This is a genomic window from Thalassospira sp. (assembly GCF_040218635.1).
Lineage (GTDB): Bacteria > Pseudomonadota > Alphaproteobacteria > Rhodospirillales > Thalassospiraceae > Thalassospira.
In genome coordinates, this window is record NZ_JAVJRB010000009.1 from 1 (window position 1) to 17,928 (window position 17,928).

Consider the following 17,928-nt stretch of genomic DNA (forward strand, 5'->3'; position numbering starts at 1 on the left):
CCTGTCCTACGGATCACCCGGATTTGTACGGGCTACTTTGTCGCAAAACCTTGAAAGATGCATATCTTCCTGCGGTCTTGCTTCGCGTATCCGCACAAATCCGGGTGACCATTCAAACCAAATTAATAGGTCCTGACCCTAGGATATGTTAGCGCTAACATCGTGACGAACGATCTTGCAAATCCGTGACATCCCAAGATTTTTTGCCATGAACGGTTTCATCCTGCTTCTCGCAGGATATATTCACCCCATTGTGAAAAGTCGCATTCCGCCCGGATCATAAGGACGGCGGGATGCAAAAGGGGATTGATAGATGGAATACCGTCGATTGGGACGAACTGACATCGATGTCAGTGTTATTTGTCTGGGCACCATGACCTGGGGCCAGCAGAACACCCAGGAAGAAGCTTTCGAACAGCTTGATTACGCCACCGCCAATGAAGTCAATTTCATTGATACCGCCGAAATGTATCCGGTTCCGGCAATGCAGGAAACCTTTACGGCAACCGAAACCATCATCGGCAACTGGCTGGAAAAACGCGGGCGTCGCGATGATCTCGTGATCGCGACCAAAATCGTTGGTCCGGCAGATCGTTTTGATTATGTCCGCGGTGGCCCGCGTTTGACCCGTGGCCAAATTCACGAGGCGATTGATGGATCGCTTACACGTCTGAAAACCGACTATGTCGATCTGTATCAGCTCCATTGGCCGGACCGTAATTCCAACTTCTTTGGCAAGCTTGGCTATGTCCATGATGCCGACGAAGAAACCACCCCGATCGAAGAAAGCCTCGAAGCACTTGATGAACTGGTCAAGGCTGGCAAGGTCCGTCATATCGGTCTGTCGAACGAAAACCCGTGGGGACTGATGAAGTTTCTTGAACTGGCCGAGAAAAAAGGCTGGCCGCGTGTGGTATCGGTCCAAAACCCCTATAGCCTGCTGACCCGTCAGTATGAAGTCGGCATGGCGGAATGTTCCATCCGTGAAGATGCCGGTCTTTTGGCCTATTCCCCGCTGGGTGGTGGCGCACTGTCGGGCAAATATCTTGGCGGTGCCCGCCCGGATGGCACCCGCGTTGCCAAATGGCCGCAATATTTCGCCCGTTACCTGACCGAAAATGGCATCAAATCGACCGAAGCTTATGTCAAGCTGGCAAAGGATAACGGTCTTGATCCATCCCAGATGGCGCTGGCCTATGTCAATTCGCGCCCGTTCCTGACGTCAAACATCATTGGCGCGACCAGCATGGAACAGCTTAAACTGAATGTCGGTTCGGCCAAAATCACCTTGTCTGATGATGTGCTTTCGGAAATCGAAAACATCCATCAGACTTGGCCATATCCTTGCCCATAATCGGGCATAGGATTGCAGAACTTTGAAACAAAGATCGACCTGTCGGAGCAGCCGCACGCGGACTGTTTTCCCCGATAGGTCCGGATCCTGAAGGAGGCGGCGCATGGTAAAGCAGATTTTTGGTAAGGAAACCGATCTTGGTGCCTTTTCCGTGCGCCGCGTTCTGCCCCATCGCGATGTGCGATCGGTCGGGCCGTTTGTCTTTTTCGATCACATGGGGCCTGCCAAGTTCCAACCGGGCGAGGGCATCGATGTTGCCCCGCACCCCCATATCTGTCTTGCGACCGTGACCTATCTGTTTAAGGGCGCGGTCTTGCATCGCGACAGTCTGGGCAGCAATCTTGAAATCACGCCGGGTGATCTCAACTGGATGAATGCCGGGCACGGCATCACCCATTCCGAACGTGAAACCCCAGCAGTTCATAATTCGGTTCATGAATTGGATGGCTTGCAGCTGTGGGTCGCGCTTCCTGAAGAAGAAGAAGAATCCGAACCGGCCTTTTATCATGTCTCGCAAAAAGACCTGCCGGTGATTGACGATGCCGGGCTTCATATGCGCCTGATTGCGGGCGAGGCCTTCGGCAAAACCGCCCCGGTGCCGGTCAAGTCCAAGCTTTATTACCTTGATGTTCACATGGATGCGGGCGCACAGCTTTTGCTTCCCGGTGAAAATCAGGAAGGGGCTGTTTACGTTGTTTCGGGCAGCTTGGCGATTGATGGCGAAACCTACGATCCGCAAAGCTTTGTCTATATCGCCCCCGAAGAAATCCCCGATATCGTTGCCAAAACCGATTGTCGGGTGATGTTGCTGGGTGGCATGCCGCTGGGCCATCGGCATTTATGGTGGAACTTCGTCGCCAGTTCAAAAGACCGCATTGAAAAAGCCAAAGCCGACTGGGCATCGGGCAATTTCCCGCAGATTGACGGCGAAGACGATGTCTTGCCATTGCCGGGCCGCTCGACTTCATAATACGCCACCACCAGAATTGAATTGGATACCTCTACAATGCGTTTGTTTGTCGGCGTGGAAATCCCCGGCGATGTCGCAGCCGAACTTTACCCGCTTGCGCGCGGGATCAAGGGGCTTGATGCACAAACCCCGGACAATATGCACATCACCCTTAAATTCATCGGCAATGTCGATCCGGGACTGGCCGCCGAAATCGATCAGGCCTTGGCGGCAATTGCGTTTGAACCCTTTGATCTTCAGGTCCAGGGCCTGAACGTTTTTGCATCAAGCCGCAAAATCCGCATTTTCTGGGCCGGGGTCAAAGACCAACCTGTCATGCGCCAATTGGCATCACGGGTTGAAAATGCCCTTCTGGCCCTTGAAGAATGCCCGGATATGGATATGCGCAAATTCACCCCGCACATCACACTCGGCCGGAACCGGAATGCCGCACGCGCGACCATCGAACAGGCGGTTGCCGATCATGTCAGTCTGTCATCACGGGTATTCACCATTGACCGGTTCTGTCTGTATCAAAGCCACGCGACAACCGATGGACCGGAATTTCGTGTGATTGCCGCCTATGATGGTAAGGATAGCGAACGTCAGGCACTTGATCTGGCAGACGAACTTGTCACAGGGGACTTTGAATGAAACTTGGCTTTATTGGCACCGGGTCGATCAGCGATGCGGTGATCCGTGGTTTGCTGACATCCGATTACCCCGTTGATCAGGTGATTGTATCGCGCCGGGGCGAACGGTTTTCAACAAAGCTGGCAGCGGATTTTGATAAAGTCCGGATCGAAGATGACAATCAGGCGATCCTTGATCAGGCCGATATGATCTTCCTTGCCGTCTTGCCCCAAATCACCAAGGACGTGTTATCAGGCCTCACCGTGCCCACGGGCAAAAAGATCGTCAGTCTGATCGCGACCATCCCGATTGACGATATGAAGGCATGGCTTAAAACCGATGCGCAATTTGATCGCGCCATTCCATTGCCCCCGGTCGAACATCATAGCTGTGTGACCGCCGTTTACCCCGGATCCCCCGATGTCATGGCCCTGTTTGACAAACTGGGCGGCGCGGTCGCAGCCGACACCATCGATGCCTTTGATGGTTACGGGACCGGAAGTGCCCTGATGGCGACCTATTTCACATTGCTTGAAAGTGCTGCGCAGTGGATGGTGGCACACGGATCGGATTATGGCGATGCACGGCGCTATCTTGCCGCCTTGTTTTCCGGCCTTGCCGAAAACACCAATAAATCGCCCGATCAAAGTTTTTCGGAACTTTATGACGGGCACATCACGGCCGGTGGTCTGAACGAACAGGTCGCGCAGACCTTCCTGCGCGAAAAGGGTGGGGCAGCGATCCATACCGCCCTTGATGAAGTCTTCGCCCGGATCAAAAGGGCAAGTTTGAAGTGATAGCAAGCTTGAGTTAGAGAAAAGTAGTAGGTGAGTCAGTAATTTGCTCGATAACATCTCCGATACATTCGGTGACATTTTGGAATCCTTCACTTACTTTCTCATGAGCTACCTCGGTTCCAGCTCGCTTTACAAGGCTACTCATCCAGTTGAAAAGTCCTCGAAGGCGACTGCGTTCTATATATGGGCCTTCCAGTTCAACAATCGCTGCCTTCAGTACGCAAATAAGCTGCTCTTTTAAAATTGGCGATAACAGTTCTTCATCATGATTGAGGCTGTTACTGTACTGAAGAACCTCAACAAAATCGGACATTCTTTGAATTGTAACTGCGATGCTTTTACGAAGCTTCTCATCTTTAACTAAGACCCAAGACAGTTGGCCTTCTTTAAATTTTTCATCAATTTGTTCAATAGCTTCTTCGCGCAATTCATCTGCATATTCATCCAGTATTGCGTCTTTAATCTCTTCATAGTCAGGTGAAACCCCAGCTTTGATCTCCTCAACCATTTCTTCAATAATCTTCGGCTTGCTGTTTTCAAGAAATTCCGCTCGATAGTCTTTTATTATGCGCTCGCGCTCGTATTCACTCGCAGCCTTCTGGATCCTGTAAGCCAATCCGCGGAAGTCATCTAATGACATTGCAGCACCTTCACCGGTTGAAATTTTAATAAAACAGTAAATCGAAGATTGTTTTATTTGTGAAGCTATAATCGGTGAAATCAACGTGAAGCGGTTCTTAATTTGAGATGGCAAATTCGTCCTTTCAAGAAATCAAAACGGGCGGCCAATATGTGCCGCCCGTTTTGCTGTCTTATATAGATGTGCAGATATGATTGGCTCAGGCCGCTGCCTCTGTCTGATACCCAACCGTCAAACGCCGTTGGTCAATATCAACATCTTCCACCAGATCGACCATCGCAACGCCGAAATCGGCATAGGAAATCCGCGCCATGCCATCATGGTCCGGGATCAGCGTGTCGGTCCCGCGGACATACTGGCGGGTTTTCTCACCGGCAATCAGCATCGCGGGTGGGCGGAGGCAGCTCCATTGCACATCATCATAATGATCCAACAATGCATCTTGCTTGGCACAGGCTTCGGCAATCGGGCGGACCGCATCGGGCAGGAAATCCGGCGCGGTTAAAACACTATGCCCGCTGCCATCGGCAAGCTTTAAGGTCGCTGCCCCGCCGGTAATATAAAGCCGGGTGTTGGTTACCCGTGCCGCATCCAGAAGGTTTTTGCTCATCTCAACAAGCAATTCTTCCGATCCTCTTGCCGGGCGAAGGGCGCTGATCGCGACGTCATGGGCGGCCATCACATGGCCGACCTGATCCAGATTAACCAAAACGTCGACACTTTCGCACGTCACCGCATCGGGCAAATCGGCCAGCCTGTCGGCATCGCGCGCAATTGCTGTGACCTGATGGCCGCGCGCAACCGCCTCGATCACGGTTTCGCGGCCAACATCGCCAGTCGCGCCAAACACAACGATCTTAAGGGGCTGTTTTGGGGGCGTATTCTTGATCATGGAACGATCCTTTCAATTCGGTTTGATGGCGTTATGAGGCGGGGCGGGGGTTTCGCTGTTGATGTCGGTATCGGTGTAGGTGTCGTGTGTTGGTGCTTTTGGCCGCGATGCCCGTTGCCCGACCCAGATGCTGATCAACACAACACCAACCCCGGTGATTTGAAGGGCGGATAAGTGTTGATCCAAGAACACCCAGCCGAGCAAAACCGCACTGGTCGGGCTGAGAAAACCAAAGCCCGTCACCGTTGTCGGGCCCAGCCGCGCAATCCCGCGAAACCACAGATAATAAGTCAGCGCCGCCCCGATCAGGCCCAGCCAGACAAGGCCTGCAAGATTGGTGGCGGTTGGCATCGGAAAGCCCGGCTCAAGGATCAGGGCAACCGGGATCAAAAGGATCCCGCCCGCGGTTAATTGCCAGGCGGTAAAAGTCAGCGGTGATACGGGTGGCTGCCATTTGCGGGTTAAAACCACACCAAATGCCATCGAAAGCGCACCAATCAGGGCGGCAATAATACCAATCGGATCAAGAACCGCACCGGGATCAAGCACAAGCATCCCGACCCCGATCAGACCGGAAATCGCCGCACCTACGCCCAGCATATTCAAGCTGTTGCCCAACGCAAAGCGCGCAAGTAACAAAACAAAAAGCGGCTGTACAGCACTCAAGGTTGCCGCAACTCCGCCCGGCAGGCGATAGGCGGCCAGAAACATCATTGACCAGAAAACCGCAAAATTAAGCGCGCCAAGAATGAAAACCCGGCCGCGCCATCCGGCTTGCGGTAATTGACGAACAATCAGCAACAGGATCAATCCGGCCGGCAGGGCGCGCAACAGCGACACTGTCAACGGATAGCCATGCGGTAAAAGTTCTGTCGCAACGATATAGCTGCTACCCCAGATGATTGGGGCAAGAGCGGTAAGCATTAAATCGGTCGTTCTGTTCATGGGGCTTCTCCATTTATCTTGACGTCAAGATATATTCTGAAATCTTGACGTCAAGATAAATTTTTGGCATCCCTTCATTCATGGACCAGGTAGATCGTATTTTAGCGCAATGGCATCAGGAACGCCCCGACCTTGATGTCGCGCCCATGGGCATGTTCGGCCGCTTTGGCCGATTGCGCTCCATTCTCTCGGCAGAACTCGACAAAGTCTTTGCCGCCCATGGCCTCAATGGGGCCAGCTTTGATGTATTGGCAACCCTGCGCCGCTCCGGCCCGCCCTATGCGCTCAGCCCGTCAAGCCTGATCGAATGGACCATGGTGACTTCGGGCACAATGACCAACCGGCTTGATAAACTTGAACAGGCAGGCCTGATTTCGCGTGAAAAGAACCCGGAAGACGGCCGCGGCTTTGTCATTGCCCTGACGGATAAGGGACACGCCCTGATTGACGCCGCCGTCACCGACCACGTCGCCAACCAACACCGCCTGACCGACGCACTAAACGCAGACGAGCAGGCCCAGCTTGATGCTTTGCTGCGCAAATGGTTGGCGGGAATGGAGGCAGACGGCAGTTAGGCCGGTTTAATCATACACTTTGCCGGGGGATAATAGCTCAAACCCGGAAATTTCAAACTCATACAAGCCAGACCTGTCCGGCTTTTCTGCACGGGCAATCAACTGGCCATCTGAATTGCGAAAAACGGCGTGTGCCGTATGCAACGTGCGATAGCAATGAGAGCCGTCTGGATAGATGTATTTGATCATCACTGCCTCATATTCAAAGGTGCTTTGATGACCTGACGCTACTGACAGCATGGTGTCAGTAAAGTGCCAAAACGCCTGCGGTGTCGGATTGGTAATTTAAATGTACATACAATAAAATTGACAGTCGATTTTATTGTATGTACATTTACTTGTCGGAACGAGGGGCGACAATGTATGAATGGGACAACAACAAGAACAAGTTAAACGCCGAAAAACATGGCGTCTGGTTTGACGAGATGGATGGCTTTGATTGGGATAGTGCTGTTGTAAACTCGGACAATCGCCACGATGAAAAACGGTGGACCGCCATTGGATATATTGGGGATCGGCTTTATGTGGTGGTTTTCGCCCTGCGCGGCGAAAAGGTCCGGGTTATCAGCCTTCGCAAAGCAAACGAACGAGAGCAAATGAGGTACTCAAATGTCTGATCGCGAAACCGAAACTGACCGCGACGAAGCCCCGGAACTTGACGAAGAATGGTTTAAGAATGCCGGCAAGGCGTCTGAAGTTCTGCCTGATTTGGTGGCGCGGGCGAGGGGGCAGCGCGGGCCGCAAAAGGCTGCCACGAAAGAGCGTGTGACGATCCGCCTTGATGTTGACGTTCTTGAAATCTACCGGGCCGGGGGCAGGGGCTGGCAAACCAGGCTGAACGACGATCTGAGGGCGCTAAAGGAAAAGGAAATGGCGCCCTAAACAAAACTTGCCCATGCACCGGAGTTTAGGAGTGCAGTCAGTGGCTAAGAAGAGGGGAGGCTCTGCTAAAAGGGGACAGGTCCCTTTTCAGATCCAGCTTGATACTTTGCAGCGCAAAGACCAAAAAGGGGACAGCCCCTTTTTCCGAAGACATTCGGCTACATCCTTTGCAATGATAACCGCGAATGTTGTGCCGGTTGTTATGGCCTTTGGTTGAGTGGGTTACCTGAAAGAATAAGAAACTAATCTAAAAGGGAGGGTTCACATTAAGAGGAAAGTCGATCAGAAAACATCTGAGGTATAATTCGGGGGAGCTTACGTGTTCAAATATTTGAAATATACTGGGGTTGGAGTTGTGTTAATTGCTCTTGTAGGGTGCATGACGGCATCTGAGTATGAGGGCATCCTTAACTCTTGGGTTGGACAGTCAGAGCAGAGCTTAATTGCTTCTTGGGGGCCACCTAATAGCTTCTATGAGTCAGGTAATTCAAAGTACATTACATATTCAAGCCAGGGCAGCATGACATTGCCGGGGACTCAGCCAACGTACCAATCAACTGTTATCGGAAACCAAATATACACAAGCTCTTACGGGGGCAGTTCACCAACAACAATTGCTTTGTCGTGTCAGCAAACGTTTACCGTTGTGAATGGTCTCATCACCAACTGGCGGTACAACGGTAACAATTGTTACTAGTTTGGTTTGACAAAAACAGTGTGACAGGGGGCTGCGTCTTTAGATGCTCAAATCCTTACGGCCCGCTTCAGGTAATTATTGTTTTCGATGCTGGCTTTTATCGCGTCGCCTTTTGGCCTTCATAGATAACACGTGCTAAAAGTGCTAAAAGAGGACTGCTAAAAGGGGACGGACCCCTTTTTCCAGATCCAGCTTGATACTTTGCTGCGCAAATGGCTGGTAGTGGTTGCGTCTGGCGGGAATGACGAAAATAGATCAGCAGAATAGCCCGCGCAGGAAATACTGCGTGGTGGTTGATCGATTAATTTCGGGATTTTTTGCTCAGTGGCAGAGAGGAGGGGATTCGAACCCCTGAGGGGCTTACACCCCAACACGCTTTCCAGGCGTGCGCCTTAAACCACTCGGCCACCTCTCCACATGCGATCTATCTATATATCGCGAAAGCGGGCGGACATTAGCCGACAGGCCCGCACTTGACAAGGGCCAATCACCCTCTTTTTGCACTTTCGTGAAATTGCCGCAAAATCCGTCGGAAAACGGGTGGAAGGTGCACGGTATCACCCGCTGTAACCGTTGGGAATGCGGGCTTTGGCGTGATCTTTACTTCTTATTGATCTCTGCGCCGTAAGGTTTCACGTAAGAGTTTAGGGGTTATACGGTATTACGCGGCGGTGTTTCACAGCACTTTACGCAAATGAGACAGACCGTTAGGGTGCTTTCAGGATTTGCTAATAAACCACCCTTACAGGTAGTGCGGAGACGATGATGTGGGTTTTAAGGGCGTTGGGATGGATCTTGTTGTTTGCCAGCATTGCGGTGCTGGTGGACGATTCCATTACGGCGCTTCAGGCAGGTAATTTTCGTCTGGCCGCCGCCGGAGAACTTTGGTATCGCCTTGATGCCGGAAGCCTGAACCTGTTGCAATCTGCCGTTCAACGCTACATTTCGGTCTGGGCATGGGACACGTTGTTTGTGCCCATCCTGTTGGCACCAGCCGTCGTGGTTTTGTTTGTGCCCTCTGTTATCTTGTTGTTGCTGACCCGCAAACGCAAACGTCAGCGCATTTTCTGATCCTTCGGTTTTCCCCCATCCATGGCTCCATCTGATTGGGCATTAAATACAACATGCTTTAGCCCAATGTCGGCTTGTCTGGCCCATGATCACGCGGCACACTCGCGCCTATAGATGACGCCTATTGATCAAGATCCCAAGCAGGAAACCGGCATGAAATCATGGATTTGCCCGTCATTTGGCGAAACACCCACCTTGACCGAATGGCCCGATCCTGTGGCAGGTCCGGGCGAGGTCGTGATTGATGTTGCGGCCTGCGGGGTTAATTTCGCCGATACCCTGATCCTTCAGGGGAAATATCAAAAACGGCCCAAAACGGCCTTTGCCCCGGGCTTTGAAGTCAGCGGCACTGTGCAGTCGGTGGGCGACGGGGTTGATAATATTGCGGTTGGTGATCGGGTGATGGCGATGCCCGATTGGGGCGGATATGCCACCCGGGTTGTCGCCAATGCGTCACTTGTCATCCCGCTTCCGGGTGCAGTTGATTTTGACTCTGCGGCGGCGTTTCAGATTGCCTATGGCACAAGCTGGTTTGGCTTGAAATATCGCGCCAATGTAATGCCGGGCGATGTGGTTTTAATCCATGGGGCGGCGGGCGGTGTTGGCTTAACCGCGGTGGAATGTGCCAAACTTTTGGGCGCAACCGTGATCGCCACGGCGGGCGGGGCGGAAAAATGTCAGATCGCCCGTGATCACGGTGCCGATCACGTTATCGATTACAAATCGGAAAACATCCGCGATGGCGTGCGCGAGATTACCGCAACGCTTGGAAAGCCTGCGGGGGTGGATGTGGTGTATGATCCGGTCGGCGGGGATATCTTTGATCAAAGCCTGCGCTGTGTTGCACCAGGGGCACGGATGTTGTTGATCGGATTTGCCAGTGGCACGGTGCCGCAAATCCCGGCCAACATCTTGCTGGTCAAGAATGTCACGGCAATCGGGTTCTATTTCGGGGCCTATCTTGAACAAAACCCGACCATCGCACAGCAAGGCATGGCCGAGGTTCTTGGCCTGCTGCGGGAGGGTAAAATTCGCCCGATGATATCGGCAAAATACCCGTTGGCAGATGCCATGGATGCGCTCGGCGCGATCCGGGATCGGAGTGCGACGGGGAAACTTATAATTGATTGTCGTGATATATCGTGAACTGGCGGATTTTATTAATTAATTGCTTGGTATAGACTGCTGACGTCCCAACCAAAAATCTGCTGGAATCCGCGCGAATGTCCGATGACAAAAATCAGCCTGATACTGTGCAATCGTCAAACAAGACGCGCGATCAGTATGAAACATATCCCTATCCGGCGCGAAATCCCGAGGATGAGGATAAAAGACTGGTCAGCGGATCCCCCGGCAACTGGGAAGAAGTCGTTCATTATGTCTTTGGCGGGCGCGACCCATCGGCCAAAGGCAAAATCAAAATTCTTATCGCTGGCGGCGGGACCGGCGATGCGCTGGTGATGCTGGCCCAGCAGGCCCGGGACCGCAAAGCCAGGGCCGAAATCGTCTATATCGATCTGTCCGAAAACGCCCGCGCTATTGCCGAAGCCCGGATCAAGCGCCGCAATCTTGAAAAGAACGTCACATTTGTCACCGGATCATTTGTCGATCTGGCCAAGGAATATGGCCCGTTTGACTATATTGATTGCTGTGGGGTGCTTCACCATTTGCCCGACCCGAACGAAGGTCTGCGGACACTGGCCGACTCCCTGAAGCCCAGTGGCGGTATGGGGCTTATGGTGTATGGCGAGCTTGGCCGCCAGGGTGTCTATCATATGCAGGAAATGATGGACCGGCTTAATGCCGAGGCCGGTGGCGCAAGGCGCCTGAATTTCGGCAAGGCGCTGTTTAATTCGCTGCCCGGAACCAACTGGCTGAAACGCAACCCGTTTGTTGGCGATCATATCCACGGCGGCGATGCCGGGTTTTATGATTTGTTGCTGCATCAGCAAGACCGCGCATACCGCGTTGATGAAGTCTTTGATTTTGTGCATCAGGCGGGCTTGCGCCTGCAAAGCTTTATCGAACCGATGCGCTATGATCCGACAACCTATTGTTCGCGCCATGATGTTCTGGAAAAGGCCGTCCATGTGCCGTTCCGCGAACGGGCTGCCCTTGCCGAACTGATGGCGGGCAACATCACCAAGCACACATTTTATGTCGTGAAGGCCAAGAACAAGACCAAGCCACCAGTCCCGGCCGAAGACGCAATTCCGTTCTTCACCCGGGTGGATGGCGCGGCCTTGGCCCGATCCGTTGCCAAAACCGGCAATATCAAAATCACCTTTACCGGCCTGTCGGTGACCCGGACCATGCCATCGGCATCACCTGCGATCCTGTCACGGATCGATGGCAAACGATCCATCCGCCAGATTTACGAACTGTTTCAACCAATGCCGGAAAAGTTCGAGTTCAATGCGCAATTTGCCGTGATGTATTCGGTTTTGAATGCCGCGAACCTGATGTATCTGCGGTTCCCCGACAAAAAGTAATCTGGCGCGACTGGCCTGCTTTGCCGATCCGCGCTGTTGTGGAATGGGTTTGGGGAAGTTGGGCAGGTTCGGGCAGATTCATAAGATGCCCGATAAAAGAAATGCCGGTCACCAGGGGAGTGACCAGCATTTATATACGCATCTTCCAACGGGGGGATGTTGGATCTGCGTTCAGGGAGGATTGAACGTTCCCGAGCCTTACTTAAGGCGGAGGCCTTTCCAGGCGTCCATCAGGGCTTCAATCAAAACCTGTAGCGGGAAGGTGATTGCGCCCTGCAGCGGGGAGACATTGTTCTGCATGAATTTTACTCGGTTATGCGCAAATGCGCGGTTTTAGGCGTTGTTTCGTTTCGGTCTCAGGCTTTCCAGAATGGCTTGGCCGCTTCGCGTTTGGCGTCGTAAACGTTCCAGCCAATATCGCGCAGCATGCGGCTGTCCATCTGGGCCAGTTTCTGGCGCAGGCCGTGGCGTTTGAGCCATGCACGTGGCAAATCCATCAGATTGATGGTGTTGTCATTGCGTGCAGGGGTAACAAATACGCCGGCTTCTTTGGTGATCGCGACCATGATTTTATTCCTTTAATCGTAGGCCTGCTCTCAAAAGTCAGCGGCCCGGCATCCTTGATGCATGTGTGTCTAATTTTGCTAAACCCTGAGTTACGCTTAAAAACACTTGCACTCAAACCATCTTTTGTCATCATTACATGAGTTTTTATCATGCAAAGCAAATCCGATGAAACGCCGTCCATTGCCCTTAAACGCGCTTCGTGCCTTTGAAGTTGCCGGTCGACTTGAAAGTTTCACCAAAGCGTCACATGAGCTTAACGTGACCCAAGGCGCGGTAAGTCGACAGGTGCAGCACCTTGAAGACGTTCTGGGGCGAAAGCTTTTTGAACGGCGGCACAGAAGCCTTGTTCTGACCCGTGCCGGGCGCAACCTTCTGGTGTCGCTGACCCCGGCTTTTGATGCGATTGAAAATGCGGTGGCCAAGGTCGAAGACCGCGCAGATGACACGCAATTGTCCGTATCGGCACCATTGACCTTTTCCATGCGCTGGATCGTGCCGCGTCTGGGCCGGTTTCAGATGGAATATCCCGATCTTCAGGTGCAGCTTGGCACATATAATGATGATTCGGCTGCGGTTGATTTCAACGAAATCGACATTGCCATTCGCTTTGCTGACACCCAGGAAGAACAACTGGTCCATGAATTCCTGACCGGCGAACGGCTTTTGCCGGTCTGTCATCCGGATCTGGCGAAAAAGCTTAAAACCCCCGAAGATTTGGCCGGTGTGACGCTTTTGCATTGTTCGGCCCAACGTGAAGACTGGCGCATCTGGCTTGACGGTACCGGGATCAAGGGCGTCGATGGGAAGCGCGGACCGGTCTTTGCCACCCTTGATATGGCGATGGAGGCTGCGGCAAGCGGATTTGGCGTGGTGATTTCCGATCCGGCGATGATTGGCGAATATGTCGTCAGCAACCGTTTGACCGTGCCGTTCGATTTGCCCGTCGACAGCCCCTATGCCTATTCGCTGTGCTATCCAAAAGGCCGGTTGGAACGCCGCAAAGTGCGCGCTTTTCGCAACTGGCTGATGGGGGAAATCAAAATTGAAACCGAACGTCGTAAACTAACCGGGCCTGCACCTACGTAAAAAGATCAAATCACAAGATGATGCCTTGAAATTGAACCATTTAACTCGCCATTATGGTCGCGTTGCTTAACGTGCTGCTTAACGTTACGTCTGGAATGACGCACGATGATGGTGATGATGCAAACAATGTCCGGGTTGGATATGGCATATCCGCGACCAAACGGACATGCCGACGCATATCAGGGGAAAGACAATTAGTCAGATGATCGCGAACGCAGTTTCGAAACTGCCGTCCGGGCAGGGTTCAATGATCGCAAAGCCTTTTGGTAAGCGAGACGTGAAACGGTTTTGGGCAACCAGATGTTTGGCCTCGGCCATGCTGATCATGGCAGGGGTCGGGATGATTGCCCCGATGCCAACGGCCCATGCGCAAGGGGCCGATAAACCAACCATCACCCCGGCCCCGACCGTGTCGGTGGACGAGCTGGAACTGGACCCGATCACGACCAAATCGCACGGCATTTCGCTGTATGGCGACCTGAAATATGGCCCGAATTTCCATCATTTTGACTATGTGAATCCCGATGCGCCCAAGGGTGGGACATTGGTGCAATCGTCTATCGTTGCGTTTGATACGCTTAATCCCTTCACCCTTAAGGGAACAGCAGCGGCAGGCCTTGGCCTGATCTATGACAGCCTGATGGTGCCCAGTGCCGATGAACCCTATGCGATGTATGGTTTGATCGCGCACAGCATCGAAGTTCCCAATGACCGGTCCTTTGCCATCTTCCATCTGGATCCACGCGCACGTTTTCAGGACGGATCAGAAATCACTGCCGATGATGTGGTGTTTTCCTATGAAGTGCTTGTCGAAAAAGGAAGCCCGGTCTACCGGCAATATTTCTCCCAGATCGAAGGGGCCGAGGCGCTTGATGATCTCACCGTGAAATTCACCTTCAAGCCCGGCAATAACCGCGAAACCCCCATGACCGCCGCAGGCATTTCGGTCATGCCGCGCAAGTTCTGGGAAGGAAAAGACTTCTCGAAAACCACCTTTGAAATTCCGGTCGGCAGCGGCGCCTATAAAGTCGCCAGCATCGAAGCAGGCCGCCGGATTTCCTATGAACGGGTCAAGGATTACTGGGCGGCCGATTTTCCGGTTAATCGTGGTCAGAACAATTTCAATATGATCCGCTATGACACCTATCTTGATCCCGAAGTACAACGTCAGGCATTTCTGGGTGGCGAATATATGATCCGCTCGGAACATTCATCGCGGGACTGGAATACTGCCTACAATACGCCTGCGGTTGAACGCGGTGACATTCAAAAGGAATTCATGCCCGATAATCTGCCAACCGGCATGCAGGCCTATGTCTTGAATGCGCGTAATCCACTGTTTGCGGATCGTCGGGTGCGCCGTGCGCTGCAATATGGTCTGGATTTCCAATGGCTGAACCGTGCGATGTTCTATGGCGCCTATAAACGCACCGACAGTTTCTTTGCCAATTCGGAATTGGCTTCATCTGGCATCCCGACGGGCGATGAATTGGCGTTGCTTGAACCATACCGTGATCAATTGCCGCCGGAACTGTTTACCCAACCTTATAAATTGCCGAACTTTGACGCGCCCAACGGGCGGCGCGAAGCCTTGCGTGAATCCATGACGCTTCTGAACGAAGCAGGATGGGAAGTGCGCGACAAGGTTCTGGTCAATAAGGAAACCGGCCAACCCTTCCGGTTTGAACTGATCATTCGCCAGCCCGGTCTGGAAAAAATCGCCCTTGTGGTCAAATCGCGGCTCAAACAGTTGGGTGTCGAAATGGATATCCGCCTGATTGATACCGGCCAATGGGTTAACCGTATTCAGGCCTTTGATTTCGAAGTCACCACCCATTGGTGGACCCAGGCCCTGACACCGGGGAATGAACAACGCATTTTCTGGAGTTCAGAAGCCGCCGATCAGCCAGGCAGCCGTAACTTTGCCGGGATCAAGGATCCGGTGGTTGATGCCATGATCGAAAATGTCGCGAGTGCGGATAGCTGGGGCGAACTGGTAAGTGCCACCCGTGCGATGGACCGTGTGTTGTTGTGGGGCGATTATGTCATCCCGCAATGGTATCTGGGCGGGGATCGCATGGTGTGGTGGAATATTTTTGGCCGACCGGACACTGTTCCGCTTAAGGGGATGTCGATCATGCGTTGGTGGATTGATCCGGACAAATCGGCAAAACTGAAGATGGGGGGGAACTAGGCCATGCTGAATTATATTCTTCGGCGCTTGCTTCTGATCCCGGTCACCCTGTTTGGCATCATGGTGTTGAATTTCGTGATCATCCAGTTTGCCCCGGGTGGTCCGGTTGAACAGGTCATTGCGCAATTGCAGGGAACGGATGTTTCATCAACTGCCCGAATCACCAATCAGGGCCCTGACAGTGGCGGCGGTGGCGGTTCTGGTGGGGCATCGGGCAATAACTTCTCATCGACTTCAACCTATCGCGGCGCACAGGGCCTTGATCCTGAAATCATCAGCCAGCTCGAAAAGCAGTTCGGGTTTGATAAACCTGCCCATGAACGGTTCTGGATGATGATGAAAAACTATCTGACCTTTGATTTCGGGCAGAGTTATTTTCAAGACCGCGATGTCGTCGAAATTGTCCTTGATAAGATGCCGGTTTCGATCTCGCTCGGGCTTTGGTCAACTTTGATCATTTATATCATCTCGGTCCCGCTTGGGGTCGCCAAGGCGGTGCGCGACGGATCGAACTTCGATATCTGGACCTCGGCGGCCATCATTGTCGGCTATGCCATTCCGGGCTTTTTGTTTGCTGTGATGCTGATTGTCGTCTTTGCCGGGGGGACCTATTTTGACTTGTTCCCGCTACGCGGTTTAACCTCGTCAAACTATGATGAATTATCGCTTCTGGGTAAAATCGGCGATTACTTCTGGCACCTGACCTTGCCGATTATTGCCCTGACCATCGGTGGTTTTACCACCCTGACGATGTTGACGAAAAACTCGTTCCTGGATGAAATCAACAAACAGTATGTTGTCACCGCACGGGCCAAGGGTCTGACCGAAAAGCGCGTTTTATACGGACATGTGTTTCGCAATGCCATGTTGCTGGTGATTGCCGGTTTCCCGAGTGCCTTGGTCGGTTTGCTGTTTACCGGATCGGTTCTGATCGAAGTGATTTTCTCACTCGACGGGCTTGGCCTGCTTGGCTTTAACGCGGTGATGACGCGCGATTATCCGGTGATGTTTGCCACCCTTTATTTCTTTACGCTGTTCGGACTGGTCTTAAATCTGATCAGTGACCTGAGTTATCATTTCGTTGATCCCCGAATCAACTTTGACGCGCGGGAGAGTTGATCATGGCAATAATGACCCTTTCCCCGCTCAACAAACGGCGGTTTGCCAACTTTAAGGCCAACAAACGCGGTTCATGGTCACTTGTGATCTTTACCGTTCTGTTTGTCATTTGCCTGTTTGCCGAACTGGTCGCCAATGACAAACCGATTTTTGTTAAATATGCCGACAATTGGTACATGCCGATCTTCTCTGATCATCCGGAAACCACCTATGGCGGGGATTTCGACGTCGAGACGGATTTCTATGATCCCTATATTCAGGGCAAGATCGACGAAAACGGATTTGCCATCTGGCCGATCATTCCGTTCTCCTATGAAACGATTGATTTCGAAATGCGCGCGCCCCAGCCATCGCCCCCCTCGATGGGCCATTTGCTGGGCACGGATGAATTGGGCCGCGATGTGATGGCGCGCCTGATCTATGGTTTCCGCATATCGATCCTGTTTGGCTTGGCTCTAACCGCGCTGAGTTCCGTGATCGGGATTGCTGCCGGTGCGGTGCAGGGCTATTTCGGGGGCTGGGTCGATCTAAGCTTCCAGCGCGTGATTGAAATCTGGGGCGGGTTGCCACAGCTTTTCATTCTGATCATTCTCGCCAGCCTGTTTGCGCCGGGCTTCTGGACGCTTTTATTCATTCTGGTGCTGTTTAGCTGGATGAGTTTGACCGGGCTGGTGCGTGCCGAATTCCTGCGCGCACGTAATTTCGAATATGTCCGGGCGGCCCGCGCCCTTGGCATGACCGATTACCGCATCATGTATCGCCATGTTTTGCCCAATGCGATGGTTGCGACCATCACCTTCCTGCCATTCGTTCTGAACGGATCAATCGTTGCTTTGACCTCGCTTGATTTTCTCTCCTTGGGCATGCCACCGGGATCACCATCCTTGGGTGAATTGCTTTCTCAGGGGAAAAACAACCTGCAGGCACCCTGGCTTGGCCTGACCGCGTTCTTTGCGATTGCCGTCATGCTCAGCCTTCTGATCTTTATTGGCGAGGCGGTGCGCGATGCGTTTGATCCGCGTAAGACATTTTAGG

Annotated in this window: 19 protein-coding genes and 1 tRNA gene; 14 read left to right on the forward strand and 6 right to left on the reverse strand. The window is 52.7% G+C overall.

What is annotated here, in order from left to right; all coding sequences use genetic code 11:
* Positions 1–313 precede the first annotated feature (313 nt).
* From RIC05_RS07875 to RIC05_RS07890, 4 genes are all read left to right on the forward strand, one after another.
* On the forward strand, positions 314–1,354 hold the full coding sequence (locus RIC05_RS07875) for an NADP(H)-dependent aldo-keto reductase (protein WP_350046627.1): 1,041 nt from the start codon (positions 314–316) through the stop codon (positions 1,352–1,354).
* Between the two features lie 103 nt (positions 1,355–1,457).
* On the forward strand, positions 1,458–2,324 hold the full coding sequence (locus RIC05_RS07880) for a pirin family protein (RefSeq protein ID WP_350046628.1): 867 nt from the start codon (positions 1,458–1,460) through the stop codon (positions 2,322–2,324).
* A 36-nt stretch (positions 2,325–2,360) separates the two neighbouring features.
* Positions 2,361–2,957: an RNA 2',3'-cyclic phosphodiesterase gene (gene thpR / locus RIC05_RS07885; RefSeq protein ID WP_350046629.1), complete on the forward strand. Its 597-nt coding sequence runs from the start codon at positions 2,361–2,363 to the stop codon at positions 2,955–2,957.
* Positions 2,954–3,733 (forward strand): pyrroline-5-carboxylate reductase, encoded by a 780-nt coding sequence (locus RIC05_RS07890; RefSeq protein WP_350046630.1) that lies wholly within the window; start codon positions 2,954–2,956, stop codon positions 3,731–3,733. Before thpR ends, RIC05_RS07890 begins: the two co-directional genes overlap by 4 nt.
* A gap of 13 nt (positions 3,734–3,746) precedes the next feature.
* Here the strand turns inward: RIC05_RS07890 and RIC05_RS07895 are convergent, their stop codons facing one another.
* From RIC05_RS07895 to RIC05_RS07905, 3 genes are all read right to left on the reverse strand, one after another.
* The gene (locus RIC05_RS07895; protein WP_350046631.1) at positions 3,747–4,457 is read right to left on the reverse strand and encodes a hypothetical protein; all 711 of its coding nucleotides are present in this window, start codon (positions 4,455–4,457) and stop codon (positions 3,747–3,749) included.
* Between the two features lie 115 nt (positions 4,458–4,572).
* Positions 4,573–5,265: an NAD(P)-dependent oxidoreductase gene (locus RIC05_RS07900; RefSeq protein WP_350046632.1), complete on the reverse strand. Its 693-nt coding sequence runs from the start codon at positions 5,263–5,265 to the stop codon at positions 4,573–4,575.
* 12 nt (positions 5,266–5,277) lie between these two features.
* A complete protein-coding gene (locus RIC05_RS07905; protein ID WP_350046633.1) occupies positions 5,278–6,210 on the reverse strand; it encodes a DMT family transporter in 933 nt (310 codons plus the stop codon).
* A gap of 80 nt (positions 6,211–6,290) precedes the next feature.
* Here RIC05_RS07905 and RIC05_RS07910 point away from each other — a divergent pair, with 80 nt between their 5' ends.
* Positions 6,291–6,785, forward strand: coding sequence for a MarR family winged helix-turn-helix transcriptional regulator (locus RIC05_RS07910; protein ID WP_350046634.1), 495 nt, complete (start codon positions 6,291–6,293; stop codon positions 6,783–6,785).
* A 6-nt stretch (positions 6,786–6,791) separates the two neighbouring features.
* Here the strand turns inward: RIC05_RS07910 and RIC05_RS07915 are convergent, their stop codons facing one another.
* Complete coding sequence (locus tag RIC05_RS07915) at positions 6,792–6,974, reverse strand: hypothetical protein (protein ID WP_350046635.1); 183 nt, start codon at positions 6,972–6,974, stop codon at positions 6,792–6,794.
* 170 nt (positions 6,975–7,144) lie between these two features.
* Here RIC05_RS07915 and RIC05_RS07920 point away from each other — a divergent pair, with 170 nt between their 5' ends.
* Positions 7,145–7,402, forward strand: a complete 258-nt coding sequence (locus tag RIC05_RS07920; protein ID WP_350046636.1) for a BrnT family toxin — start codon at positions 7,145–7,147, stop codon at positions 7,400–7,402.
* Positions 7,395–7,667, forward strand: a complete 273-nt coding sequence (locus RIC05_RS07925) for a BrnA antitoxin family protein (protein WP_350046637.1) — start codon at positions 7,395–7,397, stop codon at positions 7,665–7,667. The genes RIC05_RS07920 and RIC05_RS07925 overlap by 8 nt, the downstream gene beginning before the upstream one ends.
* A 1,022-nt stretch (positions 7,668–8,689) precedes the next feature.
* On the opposite strand, the gene RIC05_RS07930 is transcribed toward RIC05_RS07925, so the two are convergent.
* Positions 8,690–8,779: transfer RNA gene (locus RIC05_RS07930), tRNA-Ser, on the reverse strand.
* A gap of 383 nt (positions 8,780–9,162) precedes the next feature.
* Here RIC05_RS07930 and RIC05_RS07935 point away from each other — a divergent pair.
* From RIC05_RS07935 to RIC05_RS07945, 3 genes are all read left to right on the forward strand, one after another.
* On the forward strand, positions 9,163–9,435 hold the full coding sequence (locus RIC05_RS07935) for a hypothetical protein (RefSeq protein ID WP_350040880.1): 273 nt from the start codon (positions 9,163–9,165) through the stop codon (positions 9,433–9,435).
* A 153-nt stretch (positions 9,436–9,588) separates the two neighbouring features.
* The gene (locus tag RIC05_RS07940; RefSeq protein ID WP_350046638.1) at positions 9,589–10,581 is read left to right on the forward strand and encodes an NADPH:quinone oxidoreductase family protein; all 993 of its coding nucleotides are present in this window, start codon (positions 9,589–9,591) and stop codon (positions 10,579–10,581) included.
* A 77-nt stretch (positions 10,582–10,658) separates the two neighbouring features.
* A complete protein-coding gene (locus RIC05_RS07945) occupies positions 10,659–11,927 on the forward strand; it encodes a class I SAM-dependent methyltransferase (RefSeq protein WP_350046639.1) in 1,269 nt (422 codons plus the stop codon).
* A 356-nt stretch (positions 11,928–12,283) separates the two neighbouring features.
* Here RIC05_RS07945 and RIC05_RS07950 read toward each other — a convergent pair whose 3' ends face one another.
* Positions 12,284–12,493, reverse strand: coding sequence for a DUF1127 domain-containing protein (locus RIC05_RS07950; protein WP_350040877.1), 210 nt, complete (start codon positions 12,491–12,493; stop codon positions 12,284–12,286).
* Between the two features lie 166 nt (positions 12,494–12,659).
* Between RIC05_RS07950 and RIC05_RS07955 the strand changes: the two genes are divergently transcribed.
* The 4 genes from RIC05_RS07955 to RIC05_RS07970 all read left to right on the forward strand — a co-directional run bounded on the left by RIC05_RS07955 (position 12,660) and on the right by RIC05_RS07970 (position 17,927).
* Complete coding sequence (locus RIC05_RS07955) at positions 12,660–13,580, forward strand: LysR substrate-binding domain-containing protein (RefSeq protein WP_350046640.1); 921 nt, start codon at positions 12,660–12,662, stop codon at positions 13,578–13,580.
* A gap of 247 nt (positions 13,581–13,827) precedes the next feature.
* Positions 13,828–15,774 (forward strand): extracellular solute-binding protein, encoded by a 1,947-nt coding sequence (locus RIC05_RS07960; protein WP_350046641.1) that lies wholly within the window; start codon positions 13,828–13,830, stop codon positions 15,772–15,774.
* Between the two features lie 3 nt (positions 15,775–15,777).
* Positions 15,778–16,893 (forward strand): microcin C ABC transporter permease YejB, encoded by a 1,116-nt coding sequence (locus tag RIC05_RS07965; RefSeq protein ID WP_350046642.1) that lies wholly within the window; start codon positions 15,778–15,780, stop codon positions 16,891–16,893.
* 2 nt (positions 16,894–16,895) lie between these two features.
* The gene (locus tag RIC05_RS07970) at positions 16,896–17,927 is read left to right on the forward strand and encodes an ABC transporter permease (RefSeq protein WP_350046643.1); all 1,032 of its coding nucleotides are present in this window, start codon (positions 16,896–16,898) and stop codon (positions 17,925–17,927) included.
* The last annotated feature ends 1 nt before the right edge of the window (position 17,928 follow it).